Annotated in this window: 17 protein-coding genes; 9 read left to right on the forward strand and 8 right to left on the reverse strand. The window is 65.7% G+C overall.

Annotated features, from left to right (window positions below; genetic code table 11):
* Positions 1 to 104 precede the first annotated feature (104 nt).
* Entirely contained in the window at positions 105 to 1121 is a 1017-nt protein-coding gene (locus PNI01S_RS19270; RefSeq protein WP_065086550.1) for an AraC family transcriptional regulator, read from the reverse strand.
* Positions 1122 to 1270: 149 nt separating this feature from the next.
* Between PNI01S_RS19270 and PNI01S_RS19275 the strand changes: the two genes are divergently transcribed.
* Positions 1271 to 2194, forward strand: coding sequence for an SdiA-regulated domain-containing protein (locus PNI01S_RS19275; RefSeq protein ID WP_065086549.1), 924 nt, complete (start codon positions 1271 to 1273; stop codon positions 2192 to 2194).
* Between the two features lie 21 nt (positions 2195 to 2215).
* Here PNI01S_RS19275 and PNI01S_RS19280 read toward each other — a convergent pair whose 3' ends face one another.
* From PNI01S_RS19280 to rpiA, 3 genes are all read right to left on the reverse strand, one after another.
* On the reverse strand, positions 2216 to 4159 hold the full coding sequence (locus PNI01S_RS19280) for an autotransporter outer membrane beta-barrel domain-containing protein (protein ID WP_084358812.1): 1944 nt from the start codon (positions 4157 to 4159) through the stop codon (positions 2216 to 2218).
* Between the two features lie 213 nt (positions 4160 to 4372).
* Positions 4373 to 4705: a YegP family protein gene (locus PNI01S_RS19285; protein ID WP_024762168.1), complete on the reverse strand. Its 333-nt coding sequence runs from the start codon at positions 4703 to 4705 to the stop codon at positions 4373 to 4375.
* Positions 4706 to 4796: 91 nt separating this feature from the next.
* Positions 4797 to 5468: a ribose-5-phosphate isomerase RpiA gene (gene rpiA, locus PNI01S_RS19290; protein ID WP_024762169.1), complete on the reverse strand. Its 672-nt coding sequence runs from the start codon at positions 5466 to 5468 to the stop codon at positions 4797 to 4799.
* Positions 5469 to 5670: 202 nt separating this feature from the next.
* Here rpiA and ilvA point away from each other — a divergent pair, with 202 nt between their 5' ends.
* From ilvA to PNI01S_RS19305, 3 genes are all read left to right on the forward strand, one after another.
* Entirely contained in the window at positions 5671 to 7185 is a 1515-nt protein-coding gene (ilvA, locus tag PNI01S_RS19295; protein ID WP_084358813.1) for a threonine ammonia-lyase, biosynthetic, read from the forward strand.
* A 68-nt stretch (positions 7186 to 7253) separates the two neighbouring features.
* The gene (locus PNI01S_RS19300) at positions 7254 to 7721 is read left to right on the forward strand and encodes a DUF2269 domain-containing protein (protein WP_084358814.1); all 468 of its coding nucleotides are present in this window, start codon (positions 7254 to 7256) and stop codon (positions 7719 to 7721) included.
* 10 nt (positions 7722 to 7731) lie between these two features.
* Positions 7732 to 8199, forward strand: a complete 468-nt coding sequence (locus PNI01S_RS19305) for a DUF2269 family protein (protein ID WP_084358815.1) — start codon at positions 7732 to 7734, stop codon at positions 8197 to 8199.
* A gap of 4 nt (positions 8200 to 8203) precedes the next feature.
* Here the strand turns inward: PNI01S_RS19305 and PNI01S_RS19310 are convergent, their stop codons facing one another.
* A complete protein-coding gene (locus tag PNI01S_RS19310) occupies positions 8204 to 8860 on the reverse strand; it encodes a histidinol-phosphatase (protein ID WP_065086544.1) in 657 nt (218 codons plus the stop codon).
* Between the two features lie 147 nt (positions 8861 to 9007).
* On the opposite strand from PNI01S_RS19310, the gene PNI01S_RS19315 reads away from it, so the two are divergent.
* The 3 genes from PNI01S_RS19315 to PNI01S_RS19325 all read left to right on the forward strand — a co-directional run bounded on the left by PNI01S_RS19315 (position 9008) and on the right by PNI01S_RS19325 (position 12908).
* The gene (locus PNI01S_RS19315) at positions 9008 to 9487 is read left to right on the forward strand and encodes an RNA pyrophosphohydrolase (RefSeq protein WP_017520843.1); all 480 of its coding nucleotides are present in this window, start codon (positions 9008 to 9010) and stop codon (positions 9485 to 9487) included.
* Positions 9488 to 9517: 30 nt separating this feature from the next.
* Complete coding sequence (ptsP, locus tag PNI01S_RS19320; RefSeq protein WP_024762172.1) at positions 9518 to 11797, forward strand: phosphoenolpyruvate--protein phosphotransferase; 2280 nt, start codon at positions 9518 to 9520, stop codon at positions 11795 to 11797.
* A gap of 85 nt (positions 11798 to 11882) precedes the next feature.
* On the forward strand, positions 11883 to 12908 hold the full coding sequence (locus tag PNI01S_RS19325; RefSeq protein WP_065086543.1) for a sensor domain-containing diguanylate cyclase: 1026 nt from the start codon (positions 11883 to 11885) through the stop codon (positions 12906 to 12908).
* Here PNI01S_RS19325 and PNI01S_RS19330 read toward each other — a convergent pair.
* On the reverse strand, positions 12905 to 13651 hold the full coding sequence (locus PNI01S_RS19330) for an NRDE family protein (RefSeq protein WP_084358816.1): 747 nt from the start codon (positions 13649 to 13651) through the stop codon (positions 12905 to 12907). The genes PNI01S_RS19325 and PNI01S_RS19330 overlap by 4 nt on opposite strands.
* Before the next feature lie 114 nt (positions 13652 to 13765).
* Between PNI01S_RS19330 and PNI01S_RS19335 the strand changes: the two genes are divergently transcribed.
* A complete protein-coding gene (locus PNI01S_RS19335) occupies positions 13766 to 14548 on the forward strand; it encodes a sulfite exporter TauE/SafE family protein (protein WP_037012499.1) in 783 nt (260 codons plus the stop codon).
* 20 nt (positions 14549 to 14568) lie between these two features.
* Positions 14569 to 15369, forward strand: a complete 801-nt coding sequence (lgt, locus tag PNI01S_RS19340; protein ID WP_024762176.1) for a prolipoprotein diacylglyceryl transferase — start codon at positions 14569 to 14571, stop codon at positions 15367 to 15369.
* Positions 15370 to 15500: 131 nt separating this feature from the next.
* Here the strand turns inward: lgt and PNI01S_RS19345 are convergent, their stop codons facing one another.
* Together PNI01S_RS19345 and PNI01S_RS19350 are read right to left on the reverse strand one after the other, a co-directional pair.
* Positions 15501 to 15947, reverse strand: coding sequence for an NfeD family protein (locus PNI01S_RS19345; RefSeq protein ID WP_024762177.1), 447 nt, complete (start codon positions 15945 to 15947; stop codon positions 15501 to 15503).
* Positions 15947 to 16873: an SPFH domain-containing protein gene (locus tag PNI01S_RS19350; RefSeq protein ID WP_024762178.1), complete on the reverse strand. Its 927-nt coding sequence runs from the start codon at positions 16871 to 16873 to the stop codon at positions 15947 to 15949. Before PNI01S_RS19350 ends, PNI01S_RS19345 begins: the two co-directional genes overlap by 1 nt.
* Between the last annotated feature and the right edge of the window lie 262 nt (positions 16874 to 17135).

The following is a 17135-nucleotide window of genomic DNA, read 5'->3' on the forward strand; positions in this document are numbered from 1 at the left end:
CTTGCTCGCGAACCGATCGGCTCCGGCGCGTGGACTGGCTTTGCCCTCTCCCTAACCCTCTCCCTTCAGGGAGAGGGTTAGGGAGAGGGGGCGCCGGTCTGCACCTAGCCCCGATACAGGCTCGGACTCGCCCCACTCCAGCGCTGGAAGGCATGCCGGAAGCTGGCCGTCTCGCTATAACCTAACTGCTCGGCGATCAGGTAGATCGGCAGGTCGGTGTCCTTGAGGAGTTGCCGCGCACGGTCGAAGCGCACTTCATCGAGCACCTGTTGATAACTGGTGTTCTGCTGCTGCAGGTGGCGGCGCAGGGTACGGGTGGAGCGGTGCAGGTGGCGCGCCACGGTGTCCAGGCTGGCGGTGTCCTGCAGGTGGCTGGCCAGGTGCTCGCGCAACTGGTCGATCATGTCGCCGCGGCTGCTGAGCGTGGCGCTCATGCGCAGGCATTGCTGCACGCCGTTGTGGCAGCTGACCGGGTCGGCCAGTGGCAGCGGGCGATCCAGCAGGCCGGGGCTGAAGCACAGCGCGCTGGTTGGCGCGCCGAAATCCACCGGGCAGCCGAGGCGCTCGGTGTAGGTCTCCGCGTGCAGCGGCGGACGGTAGGCGAGCAGCAGCCGGCGCGGGCGCACCGATTCGCCGAGCAGGTCGCGGATCACCGTCAGCAGCGAGGTCAGGCACAGTTCGGTGTTGAACACCGTCAGCTCCGGCGCGTAGCGGTAGCCGTCGGCAGTCAGGTGCACCTCATCGCCCTGCGGCGTCAGCGCCAGGCGGAAGTAGGTACCCAGCAACTCGGGAAAGGACAGCGCCAGTTGCAGCGCATCGCGCAGGGTACGGCTGGCAAGCATGCTGTAACCCAGGATTCCGTAAGCCGAGACATGCATGCGCAGGCCCAGGTAGAGGCCCAGCGCTGGGTCGTGGTGGCAGTTGAGGGCGTTGGCGAAGACCCGCAGCTCCTGGGCGTGGGTGATCAGCTTTTCCGGTGTCAGCAGGTCCGCTTCGCCAATGCCGCTGCCTTCCAGCAGCTTCGGGCGCGGCACGCCCGCGTGGTGCAGCACCTCGGTCGCCAGCACCACGGTGTGCAGGGTCGCCTGCTGGCGTTGTTCGGGGAGCAGATGCTGGGCCATCGATACGCCTCTTGTAGCCTCTTGCAAAAGAAACACAGGACAGACTTGCGCTAACCTGACTCTAGCCTGCCCGCAAGCTCTGGTGGCCTTTAAGTTTGGCTTCAGGCGCTGCTGCCAATCTGCCATGCCAACCCCACCCAGAGTCCTCCATGCGTCGTTTGCTCAAGCCCCGTCGTCTGTTCCTGCTGCTGGCGCTGCTTGCCTTGGCCATGCTGCTCGCGCTGGGCCAGAGCTTCCGCGTCTACGAGCGCGCCTGGTTCAAGTTCAACGAGTGGCGCCATGCTGCGCTGTGGCAGGACAAATCCATTTGGCTGCCCGACTACCGTGTCGTGCTGGAGGCGCAGCCGATCAAGGGGCTGGAGGAAAATGTCTCGGCGCTGACCTACGACCCGGATCGGCAGACCCTCTTCACCGTCACCAACAAGCAGAACGAGCTCGTCGAGCTGTCGCTCGAAGGCGAGGTGCTGCGCAGGATCGAGCTGCACGGTTTCGGCGATACCGAGGCGATCGAATACATCAGTCGCAACGTCTATGTGATCACCGACGAAACCCACCAGCGCCTGATCCGTGTTGAGCTGCGCGACGACACCAGGGAGTTGCGCATCGAAGACGCCCAGCAACTCGCCCTGGCCCTCGGGCGTGGCGGTAACAGTGGCTTCGAGGGGCTGGCCTACGACTCGGTCGGCAAGCGGCTGTTCGTCGCCAAGGAGCGCAAGCCTGTGCATATCTACGAAGTGCGCGGCTTCCCTTACGAGCAGTCCGAGCAGCCCATCGCCGTCCACGTGGTGGAAGACCTCCAGCACAATCGCAACCTGTTCGTCCGCGATCTTTCCAGCCTGCAGTACGACGAGCGCAGCGGTCACCTGCTGGCGCTGTCCGACGAGTCCCGGCTGGTGCTGGAGCTGAGCGCCGATGGTGAGCCGATCAGTTCGCTGTCGCTGCTGCGCGGCATGAGCGGCCTGCGTCGCAGCGTGCCGCAGGCCGAAGGTATCGCCATGGACGACCAGGGCACGCTGTACCTGGTCAGCGAGCCCAACCTCTTCTACGTATTCAAGAAACGCGAGGCGCACTGAGGGCGCCTCGCTGTCCCGCGATCAGAACTGCCACTGCACGCCGAGGGAATAGGACGCCTGGCTGCCCTCGCTGTGGGCGAAGCGCGAGTTGGCCTCGGCGAACACGCCCAACTGCTCGGTGACCGCCAGCAGGGCGCCGGCCTGGGCACGGCCGAAGTCCTTGTCCACGCCGCCCAGGTCGGCGACGCGAGTGCGGCCATCGCCCAGGGCGGTCAGCGCGATGTCGTCCAGGCGGCCATCGGCCAATTCCCTCACCCAGCGCACGCTGGCGTACGGCTGCACGGCCATGCGGTTACCCAGCGGCAGCTCGCCGCGCATGCCCCAGCCAAGGCTGGCTTCAACCGAGTCATAGTCCTGCTTCTCGTAGCCCAGCGCGGTGCGCAGGTCGTCATCCTCGTTGAAATCGTCGATCTTGTAGTGCACATAGTCCAGCCCGCCCTGTGGCCCGGTCTTGATGCCGGCGATGTCGAAGTCGTAACCGCCGTCGATCCGCGCGCCCCAGAACCAGGCGTTGGTGTCGCCGTCGATGCGCTGGTCGAGCAGCACCGGGCCGCTCTTTGCCTTCAGGTACACCGCGCGCTTGCTGTCGAAGTCCGCGTAGCCGGCGCTCAGCTCGCCGCCCAGCCAGGCCGGGCCGCCGTCGTTGAGCAGGCCGTAGAGGCCGAGCTGCCAGGTTTCCGCTTCCAGTCGTGCACTGTGGTCGAGGTTGTCGCGGCTGCGCTGGAAGCTCAGGCTGCCGCCGACGGTCAGTGCCTCGCTGGCGCGATAATCACCCAGCAGGTTCACCCCGGCGCGGTGTGAGCGCGGGTCGCCGGGCATATCGAAGCCGCTCTCGGGGGTGGTTTCACCTTCCACGCCAACGGCGCCGTCGAAGCTGCCGACCGGGCGCGAGCTGCCCAGCAGGCTCAGCCAGCGGCGGTCATGCAGGCGGGTCAGGGCCAGGTGCTGGCGCTGCAGCTGGTCTTCCATCTGCCGCGCCATGGCGCCGCCGGAGGCGGTGGAGGCGAGCAGGTCGGCGTTGGTCAATTCCAGCACCAGGCGCGTGAGCAGGCGCGAGAAATCCCGCAGACGCTGGTCGATGCGCTCCTGGCCGAAGGCGCCAGTGAGTACCTGCTCGTTGTCCAGCGCCGGATTGTGCCAGGTGGCGCCGCCGGGGATGGCGGGGTTGTCGGTCTGTTCGTAGCCGTCCAGGTCGCCCAGTTCCCAGTTGGTGGCTTCGATGAACAGCACCGGGACGTTCAGGCCCTCGAAGCTTTCCCCGTCGCTGCAGCAACCGGTACCCGCGGGGTATTCCTCGTTCAGGCCAGGGTTGGTGGACAGCGGGATCTTCAGCTCCTGGGCGATACGCAGCAACTGATCGCGGTAGGCGCCCAGCGCAGGGTTGTCGACGCTGTTGAAGCCGGCGTGGGCGTACATCTTGTCGCCGGTGATCAGGCTGTCGAGGTTGATCATGCCCAGCAGGTTGCTGCGCTGTTCCTCACTGAGCGAGGCGACGTAGGCGCGCGAACCGCGCAGACCTTCCTCTTCGGCTCCAAAGCCGACCACTTCCAAACCGTTCTCCAGCTCGATGCCGCCCAGGTTGCGGGCGATCTCGGTCAGTACGGCTGCGCCTGAGCCATTGTCGTCCAGGCCCTGCAGGGTGGGGCGGCCGTAGTAGGTGTCATAGTGCGCCCCCAGCACCACGTACTGGCCGCTGCTGCCTGGGGCACTGGCGATGACGTTCTGCGAGCGGCGGTTGCCGGCCCAGGTGAAGTCCTGGATCTGCGTCTGGTAGCCGAAGCCCAGGCGCGACTGCATGAGCGCGGTGGCGCCGGCGAAGCTGGCGGTGCCACGGTAACGGCCGGGGTAATCGTTGATCAGGGTGTCGAGGGTGTCCTCGGCGTAATCCCCGTACTCATAGGCGCTGGCGTCGATCGAAAACGCGGCGCATCCCAGGCTGACCGCAACGGCTAAAGGTTTGAACACGGCACTTTCCTCTGTGTCGATTGGAATCGCATCGGTCTTCGATGCGTGCGCCGGAGGAAAGCAGGATGCAGGCCGGTTCGCCGGAGATGGGCGGAATTTGACGCGTCAGTGACCGAGGGTGTCGCGCCACTGTAACAATGTTGATACACGGCCGGCGACTGTGCCGGCCGTGCAAGGCGGCTGTGTGAGAACGCTCACCGAAACGGTGCGCGATCAGGTGTCGTCGCTGATCGGTGCATCCCCCGCGTAGCGTTTGACCGCCGCGATGCCGGCATCGGCGGTGGCCTTGCTGGCGTACATCTGGCTCTGTCCGACGACCTGGCCGTTGGTGGCCTTGAGCACGAAGTAGTGCTTGCCGTTGGTGGCGACCTTGACCTCGAAGGCACCTTCGCGCTGCGAGTTCTTGCGCACCGACTCGATGCCGTCGATGGCCGAGGTCTTGGCCTTGTACAGCTCGCTGGTCAGGACGATCTCGCCATTGCTGGCGTGCAGGTTGAAGTGGAACTGGCCATCACTGGCCTTTTTCAGATGGTATTTGGCGGCCATGCTGCGTCTCCGGTGGGGCTTGAGGTCATCCCAGCGTAGACGGCAGCAGAGGCTCTGGAAGGCGCCATCCGGCGGATGGCGCCTGAGGGTGTCAAACCTTGAGGGTCTTCACGCCTTCGGCGGTTCCCAGCAGCAGCAGGTCGGCCGGGCGGGCGGCGAACAGGCCGTTGGTGACCACGCCGACGATGTTGTTGATCGCCTCTTCCAGTTGCACCGGGCTGTCGATGCGCAGGTTGTGCACGTCGAGGATGATGTTGCCGTTGTCGGTCAGCACGCCCTCGCGGTACACCGGGTCGCCGCCCAGCTTCACCAGTTGGCGGGCGACGTGGCTGCGGGCCATGGGGATGACTTCCACCGGCAGCGGGAACTCGCCGAGGATCGGCACCAGCTTGCTGCCGTCGGCGATGCAGATGAACTTGCGGGCCACTGCCGCGACGATCTTCTCGCGGGTCAGTGCGGCGCCGCCGCCCTTGATCAGCTCCAGGCGCTCGTTGGTCTCGTCGGCGCCGTCCACATAGAACTCCAGCTCGCTGACCGTGTTCAGGTCGTAGACCGGGATGCCATGGCCCTTCAGGCGCTGGGCGGTGGCTTCGGAGCTGGCCACGGCGCCGTCGAACTCGGCCTTGTGCTGGGCCAGCAGGTCGATGAAGAAGTTGGCGGTGGAGCCGGTGCCGACGCCAACGATGCTCTTGCTGTCGAGGTGCGGAAGAATGTGGTCGACGGCGGCCTGGGCCACAGCCTGCTTGAGCTGATCCTGGTTCATGGCGAAGGGTCTTCTTACCTGGAAGGGCGCAACGGCGCCGGAGAAAGTTCGAGTGGGCGGATTATAGCGGCCGATGACGCGCCGGTGTTGCGCCGCCGGGCAACTGTTCTGGTCGTTTCCGCACGGATTGTTCGGTGGCCCGCGCCGCGCCGGCTGGAGTAGACTCGCGATTCCTCGAAAAGCCGCCGATATAGCCCTTCCGATGCTCGAACACTACGTCAAGAAGATCCTCACCTCGCGTGTCTACGACGTTGCCGTGGAAACGCCCCTGCAGCCCGCCCGCCAGCTCTCCGAGCGCCTGGGCAACCAGATTCTGCTCAAGCGCGAAGACCTGCAGCCGGTGTTCTCCTTCAAGATTCGCGGCGCCTACAACAAGCTGGCGCAGCTGAGCCCGGAAGAACTCGCCCGTGGCGTCGTCACCGCCTCCGCCGGCAACCACGCCCAGGGCGTGGCCCTGGCCGCCCGCGAGCTGGGCATCAAGGCGACCATCGTGATGCCGCGCACCACGCCGGAGTTGAAGGTCCAGGGCGTACGCGCCCGCGGCGGCAAGGCCGTGCTGCATGGCGATGCCTTCCCCGATGCGCTGGCGCATTCGCTCAAGCTGGTGGAAGAGAAGGGTTACGTCTACATCCATCCCTACGACGATCCGGACGTGATCGCCGGCCAGGGCACCGTGGCGATGGAAATCCTCCGCCAGAACCCGGGCCGCATCGACGCGATCTTCGTGCCCGTCGGCGGCGGCGGCCTGATCGCCGGCATCGCCGCCTACGTCAAATACCTGCGTCCGGAGATCAAGGTCATCGGCGTCGAGCCGGACGACTCCAATTGCCTGCAGGCTGCCATGGCCGCCGGCGAGCGCGTGGTGCTCGGCCAGGTCGGGCTGTTCGCCGACGGGGTCGCCGTGGCGCAGATCGGTAAGCACAACTTCGAGCTGTGCAAGGACCATGTCGATGAAGTCATCACCGTCAGCACCGACGAGATCTGCGCGGCGATCAAGGACATCTACGACGACACCCGCTCCATCACCGAACCGGCCGGCGCGCTGGCGGTGGCCGGGATCAAGCGCTACGTCGAGCGCGAAGGCGTGAAGGGCGAGACCCTGGTCGCCATCGATTCGGGCGCCAACATCAACTTCGACCGCCTGCGCCACGTGGCCGAGCGCGCCGAACTGGGCGAGAAGCGCGAAGCGATCATCGCCGTGACCATCCCGGAGCGCCCGGGCAGCTTCAAGGCCTTCTGCGAGGCCATCGGCAAGCGCCAGATCACCGAGTTCAACTACCGCTACAACACCGACAGCGAAGCGCACATCTTCGTCGGCGTGCAGACGCACCCGGAGAACGACCCGCGCGCGGCGCTGGTGCAGCAACTGCAGGAGCAGGGCTTCCCGGTGCTGGACCTGACCGACAACGAACTGGCCAAGCTGCACATCCGCCACATGGTCGGCGGCCATTCGCCGCGGGTTTCGGGCGAGCAGGTGTTCCGCTTCGAATTCCCCGAGCGTCCCGGCGCGCTGTTCAACTTCCTCAACCGCCTGGGTGGCCGCTGGAACATCACCCTGTTCCACTACCGCAACCACGGCGCCGCCGACGGTCGCGTGGTGGCGGGCCTGCAGGTGCCGGAGGATGAGCGCCACCTGGTGTCGGCCGCACTGGAAGAGATCGGCTACCCCTACTGGGACGAAACGGACAACCCGGCCTATCGCCTGTTCCTCGGCTGAGGTCAGGCAGAGGCGGCGCGACTGCTGCTAGGCTTGTCGGAAAGCCGCATCGATCACAGGGACTTGAAATGGAAAGCCTGCAGACCTTCCGCATCCTCCACGGCATCGCCGCAGTGCTGCCGTTCCTGGCCATCATCGGCCTGGCCTGGTACGGCTGGCGCAGCTGGCGGAGCGGCGACGCCGGGTTGATCGCCAAGGCGCTGCAGCGCATCGGCCTGATCGGCTGGGTGCTGGTCGCCGGCAGCGTCGCCAGCCTGCCGGTCACCGGTTATCGCATGGTGCAGACCGTCGGCTGGCCGCTGGGGCAGACCTGGCTGCTGGGCAGTGCCTGCCTGCTGATCGTCGCCACGATCTTCTGGCTGCTGTTCACCACCCGCCTGTGGCGCATCCGCGACCTGGCGCTGGTGGCGCAGAGCAGTGGCGAGCCGATCTCCGCGGGTGCGGCACGGCAGTGGAAGTTCGGCCTGGCCTTCTTCGCGCTGGCGCTGCTGAGCGTGGTCGTCATTCTGGTGCTGATGATCAGCAAGCCGGTGTGATGCCCGCCGCGTGAACCTTTACCTGCTGCTCAAGACCCTGCACATCCTGTCCTCCACACTGCTGTTCGGCACCGGGCTGGGCTCGGCCTACTACAGCTGGCGCGCCTGGCGCAGCGGCAACCTGCAAGCGATCCGCATCACCTTCCGCCACCTGGTCACCGCCGACTGGCTGTTCATCGCCACCACGGCGGTCTTCCAGCCGCTGAGCGGCATCGCCATGGCGCATATGGCCGGCTGGCCGCTGGATTCGGGCTGGCTGCTGTGGAGCCTTGGGCTGTATGTGTTCGCCGGCGCCTGCTGGCTGCCGGTGGTCTGGCTGCAGATCCGCGTACGCGACATGGCCGAAGCGGCGCATCGGGAAGGCACGGCGCTGCCGCCGCAAGCCTTCCTCTATATGCGCTGGTGGTTCGCCCTGGGCTGGCCGGCGTTCCTGGCCTTCCTGGCGATCTTCCACCTGATGGTCAACAAGGGCTACTGACGGCTCAGCCGCGCAGGCTGATCACCGGCCAGCCGCGTTCGATGGCGGTGGCGCGCAGGGTGTCGTCCGGGTCGACGGCCACCGGGTTGGCGACCTGCTCGAGCAGCGGCAGGTCGTTGCGCGAGTCGCTGTAGAAGTACGCGTCGTGCAGTGTCAGGCCGGATTCCTCGAGCCAGCTGTTCAGGCGTGTCACCTTGCCGCCCTGGAAGCAGGGCACTCCGCAGGTCTGGCCGGTATAACGGCCGTCCTGCATCGCGCACTCGGTGGCGATCAGGGTTTCCACGCCCAGGCGCTCGGCGATGGGAGCGGTGATGAAACGATTGGTAGCGGTGATGATCACCAGCTTGTCGCCTGCAGCGCGGTGTTCGGCCAGCAGCGCTTCACCCTTGGCCAGGATGATGGGCTCGATCACCTCTTCCATGAACTGGCGATGCCAGACGGCCAGCTGCGCCAGGTCGGTGCGGCCGAGAATGGCCTGGGTGAATGCCTGGTAGGCGAACACGTCGAGGGTGCCGGCGACGTAGTCGGCATAAAAGGCGTCGTTGCGCGCCTGATACTCGCCAGCGTCCACCAGTCCGCGCTGGCACAGCCATTCGCCCCAGCTATGGTCGCTGTCGCCGGCCAGGAGGGTGTTGTCGAGATCGAAGAGAGCCAGTCGCACGTTGGATTACCGCCAGTTGCCAATACCGAAAAGTCGCCTAGAGTAACGGCTTTTGCCCACCCAGCACAGGACGCCGCAGCCCGCGTTGCCGCTGTCACAAGCTTTGTGGAACAATGCGGGCACACGCGATTTCGAGGATGTACCGCCGTGATCGATCCCGATGGTTTTCGCCCCAATGTCGGCATCATCCTTTGCAACGATGTCGGACAGGTCCTGTGGGCACGGCGCATCAACCAGGAAGCCTGGCAATTTCCCCAGGGTGGTATCAACGCCCGCGAAACCCCTGAGGAAGCGCTGTACCGCGAACTGAACGAAGAAGTCGGCCTGGAAGAGCAGGACGTCAAGATCCTCGCCTGTACCCGGGGCTGGCTGCGTTACCGCCTGCCGCAACGCCTGGTGCGTACCAACAGCCAGCCGTTGTGCATCGGGCAGAAACAGAAGTGGTTCCTGCTGCGCCTGACCGGCGAGGAAAGCCGGGTACGCATGGACGTGACCGGCAAGCCCGAATTCGACGGCTGGAAATGGGTGAGCTACTGGTACCCGCTGGGCCAGGTCGTGACCTTCAAACGCGAGGTCTACCGCCGGGCTCTGAAGGAATTGGCACCGCGCCTGCTGGCGCGCGACTAGCACGAAGTTCAAGGAGTTAGACCCCGAGCCATGCTCAACACGCTGCGTAAGATCGTCCAGGAAGTGAACTCCGCCAAGGACCTCAAGGCGGCGCTGGGCATCATCGTGCAGCGCGTGAAGGAGGCGATGGGCACCCAGGTGTGCTCGGTCTACCTGCTGGACCCGGAGAGCAACCGCTTCGTGCTGATGGCCACCGAAGGCCTGAACAAGCGCTCCATCGGCAAGGTCAGCATGGCGCCCAACGAGGGCCTGGTCGGCCTGGTCGGCACCCGCGAGGAGCCGCTGAACCTCGAGAACGCCTCCGAACACCCCCGTTACCGCTACTTCGCCGAGACCGGCGAGGAACGCTACGCCTCCTTCCTCGGCGCACCGATCATTCACCACCGTCGGGTGATGGGCGTTCTGGTCGTGCAGCAGAAGGAAAAGCGCCAGTTCGACGAAGGCGAGGAAGCCTTCCTCGTCACCATGAGTGCGCAGCTCGCCGGCGTCATCGCCCACGCCGAGGCCACCGGTTCGATCCGTGGCCTGGGCAAGATGGGCAAGGGCATCAGCGAAGCCAAGTTCGTCGGTGTTCCCGGCGCCCCCGGCGTGGCCGTGGGCAAGGCCGTGGTGGTGCTGCCGCCGGCCGACCTGGAAGTCGTCCCGGACAAACCCATCGACGACGTCGAGGCCGAAATCGAGCGCTTCAAGCAGGCGCTGGAATCGGTCCGCGAAGACATGCGCAACCTGTCCAGCAAGCTGGCCACCCAGCTGCGCAAGGAAGAGCGCGCGCTATTCGACGTCTACCTGATGATGCTCGACGACGCCTCCATCGGCCTCGAAGTCAAACGCATCATCCGCACCGGCCAATGGGCCCAGGGCGCTCTGCGCCAGGTGGTCATGGAGCACGTGCAGCGCTTCGAGCTGATGGACGACGCCTACCTGCGCGAGCGCGCCTCCGACGTCAAGGACATCGGCCGGCGCATCCTCGCCTACCTGCAGGAAGAGCGTAAGCAGACGCTGACCTATCCGGACCAGACCATCATCGTCAGCGAAGAGCTGTCGCCGGCGATGCTCGGCGAAGTGCCCGAGGGCAAGCTGGTGGGCCTGATCTCGGTGCTCGGCTCGGGCAACTCCCACGTGGCCATTCTCGCTCGCGCCATGGGTATTCCCACGGTCATGGGCGCGGTCGACCTGCCGTACTCCAAGGTCGACGGCATCGACCTGATCGTCGACGGCTACCACGGCGAGATCTACACCAACCCGTCGCCGCAGCTGGTCAAGCAGTACGGCGAAGTGGTCGCCGAAGAGAAGGAACTGAGCAAGGGCCTGGCCGCGCTGCGCGAGCTGCCCTGCGAGACCCTGGACGGCCATCGCATGCCGCTGTGGGTCAACACCGGCCTGCTGGCGGACGTGGCGCGCGCCCAGGAGCGCGGTGCAGAAGGCGTCGGCCTGTACCGCACCGAAGTGCCGTTCATGATCAACGACCGCTTCCCCAGCGAGAAGGAGCAGCTCGCCATCTACCGCGAGCAGCTCTCCGCCTTCCACCCGCTGCCGGTGACCATGCGCACCCTGGACATCGGCGGCGACAAGGCGCTGTCCTACTTCCCGATCAAGGAAGACAACCCCTTCCTCGGCTGGCGCGGCATCCGCGTCACCCTCGACCACCCGGAAATCTTCCTGGTGCAGACCCGCGCCATGCTCAAGGCTAGTGAGGGCCTGGACAACCTGCGCATCCTGCTGCCGATGATCTCCGGCACCCATGAGCTGGAAGAGGCGCTGCACCTGATCCACCGCGCCTGGGGCGAAGTGCGCGACGAAGGCGTGGATATCCCCATGCCGCCGATTGGCATGATGATTGAGATTCCAGCTGCGGTGTACCAGATACGTGAGCTGGCGCGTCAGGTGGACTTCGTATCGGTCGGTTCCAACGACCTGACCCAGTACCTGCTGGCGGTCGACCGCAACAACCCACGGGTCGCCGATCTTTACGATTACCTGCACCCGGCCGTGCTGCAAGCGCTGCGGATCGTGGTCAACGGCGCGCACGACGAAGGCAAGCCGGTGAGCATCTGCGGCGAAATGGCCGGCGATCCGGCGGCTGCCGTACTGCTGATGGCCATGGGCTTCGATTCCCTGTCGATGAACGCCACCAACCTGCCCAAGGTGAAATGGCTGCTGCGCCAGATGACCCTGTCCAAGGCCCGCGAGCTGCTTGGCCAACTGATGACCTTCGACAACCCTCAGGTTATCCACAGTTCGCTGCACCTGGCCCTGCGCAATCTCGGCCTGGGCCGCGTGATCAACCCGGCGGCGACCATCCAGGCCTGACGCCAGCGAAAGCCGCCTTCCGGAGCCGTGCATTTCCGGAAGGTCAGACGATGACTCGGCCGGCACGCCGGCCAGGACGATGCTTATGGAAGAGCTCGACGTCACGCCTTGCACGGAGGCCGATAGCAGCGCCCGCACCCTGCGCTATGCCCTGAGCATCGTCAGCGACGGCATCTGGGACTGGGACATCCGCAGCAACCACGTCACCCGTAGCCCGAGCTGGTACGCCATGCTCGGCTACGACCCCGACAGCCTCCCGGAAAACGTCGCTACCTGGCACGAGATCATCCATCCCGAGGATTTCGGCCGGGTCATGTTCGCCTTCGATGCCTATGTCGAGGGTCGCAGCGGCGTCTACCGCGAGGAGTATCGCTGCCGCTGCCTGGACGGCAGCTACCTGTGGGTCAGCGATCACGGGCGCTTCTTCGAGTTCGACGGGGACGGCAAGCCAACGCGGATGATCGGCGCGCACCGCAACATTCATGAGCGCAAGCTGGCGGAACTGGCGCTGCAGGACAAGAACCACGAACTGCACCAGCTCAACCTGAGCCTGGAGCTGCTGGTGCAGACGCGTACTGAAGCTTTGCGCCAGGCCAACCAGGCACTGGCCGAGCAGGCTGCGGTCGCGCTGCGCCTTTCCGAGATCGATCCGCTGACCCAGATCGCCAACCGGCGGCGCTTCGAGCAGCAATTGCACGCCGAATGGCAGCGCCTGCAGCGGCACCATCACGGTTGCTCACTGATGATGTTCGACCTCGACCACTTCAAGCGCATCAACGACAGCCTCGGCCACCAGGCCGGCGACCGCGTGCTCGTGGCGGTGGCCGAGGTGGTGCGGCGGCGCCTGCGTGAAGAGGATTGCTTTGCCCGCTGGGGTGGCGAGGAGTTCATCGTGCTGCTGCCCGAGACCGAAGCCGAGGCGGCACGGGAGCTGGCCGAGCGCCTGCGCTTGAGCCTGCGCCGGGCGGATGTTTCGTTGCCGACCCAGCTCACCGCCAGCTTCGCCGTGACCCAGATGCAGCCCGGCGAGGACCTGATGGCGATGCTGCGCCGCCTGGATGACGCGCTCTACCGCGCCAAGCGCCAGCGCGACTGTATCGTCGTCTGTTAAATGCTCAGCGCGACCTCGCCCAGGCGTGCGCCACTGGGGCCGAAGCTGTGTTCGAGCAGCTCGCGGCGGCCGTCCGCATGGACGATCAGCGCGGTGCTGGCGCGGGTACCGTAGTTCGGGCTGGCGATGAACACGCTGGACAGCAGGCGCTCGGTGGCCAGGCCGACGCCGGTGTCCGGCAACTCGGCTTCACTGGGCTGACGATTGTCCGCCAGTAGCGCGACCAGGGAGCCGGTATCAGGCTTCACCAACGCTGCCTCCAGAGCGTCTCGCGCGGTAAGAAGCTTGGGCCAGGGCGTGTTCAGCGCTGCATTGGACAGTCCGTGCACCCCCGGAGCCACCGCCACAGGCGCGCCGACGCGGGGATTGAAGTAGCACAGTTGTGCAACGTCGCCGACCAGCAGGTTGAAGCCGCTGTAGTCCGAAGCGCGGCGGGCAACCTGCTGCAGGTATTCCAGCGGCGACTGCTGGCCTTGCAGGAAAGCCGCTACCAGCTCGCCACGGGAACGCGGGCCGATCGGCTGGCCGGGATCGCGCACGTTGGTCAGGGCGGCGAAACGCCCACCCGCGGCCACTCCCATCCAGGTGCCGCCGGCCTCCAGGTCGCGGCCGGCATACACGCCGGGATACTCCTCCCAGGCCGCCAGCGGCAGGGTCGGGCGGGCATAGAATTCATCGCGGTTGGCCGCGACGATCAGGGGCGTGGCGTGCTCGGGGCGCCAGGCGAAGACGATCAGGCACATGGGTCGAACTCCGTAGTGTGCCGGCAGTCTATCAACATCCGCCGATGTCCCGGAGTGGCTGGAGCGCCCGGGAGCCTTCGGCTACCATGCCCGCTTTGTTGCCCGAGGTTGCCCATGGAGTTCGTGCTCTACCTGGTGCTTGGCGCCTGTGCTGGCGTGCTCGCCGGCCTGTTCGGCGTCGGCGGTGGGTTGATCATCGTTCCGGCCCTGGTGTTCAGCTTCACCGCCCACGGCTTCTCGCCCGATGTGCTGACGCAGATGGCGGTCGGGACGTCGCTGGCGACCATCATCTTCACGTCGATCAATTCGATTCTCGAACACCACCGCCGTGGCGCCGTGCGCTGGCGGGTGTTCGCCTGGATGACCGTCGGCATCCTGGTCGGCAGCGCGCTGGGCGCATTGACCGCGTCGAAGATTCAGGGGCCGGTGCTGCAGAAGATCATCGGTACCTTCGCCATTCTGGTGTCGATCCAGATGGCCCTCGGGCTCCAGCCCAAGGGCGGGCGCGACCTGCCGGGCCGCTTCGGCCTTTGCGTGGCGGGCGGCGTGGTGGGCTGGGCTTCGGCGATCTTCGGCATCGGCGGCGGTTCGCTGACTGTGCCGTTTCTGTCCTGGCGTGGCGTCTCCATGCAACAGGCGGTTGCGACTTCTTCGGCGTGCGGCCTGCCGATCGCCATCGCCGGCGCGATATCCTTCATCGCCGTCGGCTGGCACAACGCCAAGCTGCCGGAGCTGAGCCTGGGCTTCGTCTACCTGCCGGCGCTGCTGGGCATCGCCGTTACCAGTATGTTCTTCGCCCGCATCGGGGCGCGGCTGGCGCATCGCCTGCCGGCCAAGGTCCTGAAGCGTTTGTTTGCCCTGCTGCTGTTCAGCGTGGGTTTGAGTTTCCTGATCTGAGTTCCTGCTAGGAGAAGCGGATGCTGCCTTATCCACAGATCGACCCGGTTGCCGTAGCGCTCGGGCCGCTGAAAATCCACTGGTACGGCCTGATGTACCTGATCGGCATCGGCGGCGCCTGGCTGCTGGCCTCGCGCAAGCTGAAGGAGTTCGACCCGACCTGGACCAAGGAGAAACTCTCCGATCTGGTGTTCTGGGTGGCGTGCGGCGTGGTCCTGGGCGGTCGCCTGGGCTACGTGTTGTTCTACAACCTGGACGAGTACATCGCCAACCCGACGCTGATCTTCGAGGTGTGGAAGGGCGGCATGTCGTTCCACGGCGGCCTGATCGGCGTGATGCTGGCCACCTGGTGGTTCGGCAAGCGCAACAACAAGAGCTTCTTCCAGCTGATGGACTTCATCGCGCCGTTGGTGCCGATCGGACTGGGCGCCGGACGTATCGGCAACTTCATCAACGGCGAGCTGTGGGGCAAGGTGTCCGACGTGCCCTGGGCGATGATCTTCCCCACCGGCGGCCCGGAGCCGCGCCACCCGTCGCAGCTGTACCAGTTCGCGCTGGAAGGCGTGGCACTGTTCGTCGTGCTCTGGCTGTTCACCCGCAAGCCGCGCCCGACTGCCTCGGTGTCCGGCCTGTTCGTGCTGTGCTACGGCATCTTCCGCTTCATCGTCGAGTTCGTCCGCGTGCCCGATGCCCAGTTGGGCTATCTGGCGTGGGGCTGGCTGACCATGGGCCAGGTGCTGTGCGTGCCGATGGTCCTGGGCGGCATCGCGCTGATGGTCTGGGCCTATCGTCGCGCCCCGGCGCAGCCGGCCGCGAGCTGAGCATTGCCTGAATGAAAAAGCCCGCCGATTGGCGGGCTTTTTTATTGAGCTTTGTAGGAGCGAGCTTGCTCGCGAACAGACTCCGCTGCGGGGTTTGGTTCGCGAGCAAGCTCGCTCCTACAGGTACTGGCTCAGACGGGTTCCACCAGCAACAGGACACCGTCCTGCCCGATCACGCGCACCTGCGCGCCCACGGGCAGGTCCGGCCCGCTGACCAGCCAGACGCTGTCGCCGACGCGGACCTTGCCGCGTCCGCCGACGATGGCGTCATGCAGGGCGAACTGCCGGCCCACCAGTTCGCTGCCGCGGCGATTCAGGCTGGACGGTTCGGCTGTGCGCTTGTTGATGCGCTGGTGGTTCCACCAGTACAGCGCGGTGAGGATCGCCAGCACGCCGAAGGCCAGGCACTGCCAGACCCAGTCGAGCCCCGGCACGAGGAAGGACAGCACGCCGGTGAGCGCGGCGGCGATGCCGATCCACAGCAGGTAGCCGCCGGCGCCGAAGATCTCCAGGATCAGCAGGACGATGCCCAGGCCCAGCCAGTCCCAGAAACCGAGGTTCTGGAGAAAGGCGGCCATCAGCTACGGCCCTTGGTGTCGCCGAAGGTGGCCTTGACGATCTCGCCGATGCCGGCGACCGAGCCGATCACCTGGCTGGCTTCCAGCGGCATCAGCACGATCTTGCTGTTGTTCGAGCTGGCCAGCTTGCCCAGCGCGTCGACGTACTTCTGCGCGACGAAGTAGTTCACAGCCTGCACGTTGCCATGGGCGATGGCTTCGGAGACCACCTGGGTTGCACGCGCCTCTGCTTCGGCCTGGCGCTCGCGGGCCTCGGCTTCGAGGAAGGCGGCCTGGCGCTGGCCCTCGGCCTTGAGGATCTGTGCCTGCTTCTCACCTTCGGCGGTAAGAATGTCGGCGGCGCGCTTGCCTTCGGCTTCGAGAATCTGCGCGCGCTTGAGGCGCTCGGCACGCATCTGTCCGCTCATCGCTTCCACCAGATCGGCCGGCGGGCTGATGTCCTTGATCTCGATACGGGTGACCTTCAGGCCCCAGGGCGCGGTGGCTTCATCGACGGTACGCAGCAGGCGCTCGTTGATCGAGTCGCGCTGGCTGAGCATATGGTCCAGCTCCATGGAGCCGAGCACGGTGCGGATGTTGGTCATCACCAGGTTGCGCACGGCATTTTCCAGCCCGCTGACCTCATAAGCGGCGCGTGCCGCGTCCACTACCTGGTAGAAGCACACCGCGTCGATCTCGACGATGGCGTTGTCGGCGCTGATCGCCTCCTGCGGCGGGATGTCCAGCACGCGTTCCATCATGTTGATCTTCTGGCCGACGCGATCCACCACCGGAATGATGATGCTCAGGCCCGGCTTGAGCGTGACGGTATAGCGACCGAAGCGCTCGATGGTCCATTCGAAGCCCTGGGGAACGACCTTGAACCCCATGAGCACGATGACGATGGCGAGGATGACGAAGAGCAGGGCAACACTGCCGATTTCCATGTGAAGAACTCCTTGTGGTGCAAGACGGACGGTTTTGCTGCAGGGCATCAGTATAAGGCTGCAGAGCCGGCCGACTGGATAAGCATAGTCCCCGCAACTTCCCGGGATTTCGCCAGTGAGAGGGCGCATTAAGAAATATCCGTGCCCCTGCTTCCAGACTTCTGATTGAGCGCGGCGGCACGGACAGCGGACTCTGCACACCCTTCGGATCATCCTATCAGCGCGGAGGTCGGTCCCGCCCGGCTCCATCGCAATCTATCGG

The sequence above is a fragment of the Pseudomonas nitroreducens NBRC 12694 genome (assembly GCF_002091755.1).
In the GTDB taxonomy this organism is placed as follows: domain Bacteria; phylum Pseudomonadota; class Gammaproteobacteria; order Pseudomonadales; family Pseudomonadaceae; genus Pseudomonas; species Pseudomonas nitroreducens.

Excerpts from the sequence above, each read along its gene's own strand:
- PNI01S_RS19335 (WP_037012499.1), top strand. The coding sequence starts at position 13,766 with ATGGAGTTCGTGCTCTACCTGGTGCTTGGCGCCTGTGCTGGCGTGCTC.
- PNI01S_RS19285 (WP_024762168.1), bottom strand. The coding sequence starts at position 4,705 with ATGGCCGCCAAATACCATCTGAAAAAGGCCAGTGATGGCCAGTTCCAC.
- PNI01S_RS19325 (WP_065086543.1), top strand. The coding sequence starts at position 11,883 with ATGGAAGAGCTCGACGTCACGCCTTGCACGGAGGCCGATAGCAGCGCC.
- ptsP (WP_024762172.1), top strand. The coding sequence starts at position 9,518 with ATGCTCAACACGCTGCGTAAGATCGTCCAGGAAGTGAACTCCGCCAAG.
- ilvA (WP_084358813.1), top strand. The coding sequence starts at position 5,671 with ATGCTCGAACACTACGTCAAGAAGATCCTCACCTCGCGTGTCTACGAC.
- PNI01S_RS19345 (WP_024762177.1), bottom strand. The coding sequence starts at position 15,947 with ATGGCCGCCTTTCTCCAGAACCTCGGTTTCTGGGACTGGCTGGGCCTG.
- rpiA (WP_024762169.1), bottom strand. The coding sequence starts at position 5,468 with ATGAACCAGGATCAGCTCAAGCAGGCTGTGGCCCAGGCCGCCGTCGAC.
- lgt (WP_024762176.1), top strand. The coding sequence starts at position 14,569 with ATGCTGCCTTATCCACAGATCGACCCGGTTGCCGTAGCGCTCGGGCCG.
- PNI01S_RS19350 (WP_024762178.1), bottom strand. The coding sequence starts at position 16,873 with ATGGAAATCGGCAGTGTTGCCCTGCTCTTCGTCATCCTCGCCATCGTC.
- PNI01S_RS19300 (WP_084358814.1), top strand. The coding sequence starts at position 7,254 with ATGGAAAGCCTGCAGACCTTCCGCATCCTCCACGGCATCGCCGCAGTG.
- PNI01S_RS19330 (WP_084358816.1), bottom strand. The coding sequence starts at position 13,651 with ATGTGCCTGATCGTCTTCGCCTGGCGCCCCGAGCACGCCACGCCCCTG.
- PNI01S_RS19275 (WP_065086549.1), top strand. The coding sequence starts at position 1,271 with ATGCGTCGTTTGCTCAAGCCCCGTCGTCTGTTCCTGCTGCTGGCGCTG.
- PNI01S_RS19270 (WP_065086550.1), bottom strand. The coding sequence starts at position 1,121 with ATGGCCCAGCATCTGCTCCCCGAACAACGCCAGCAGGCGACCCTGCAC.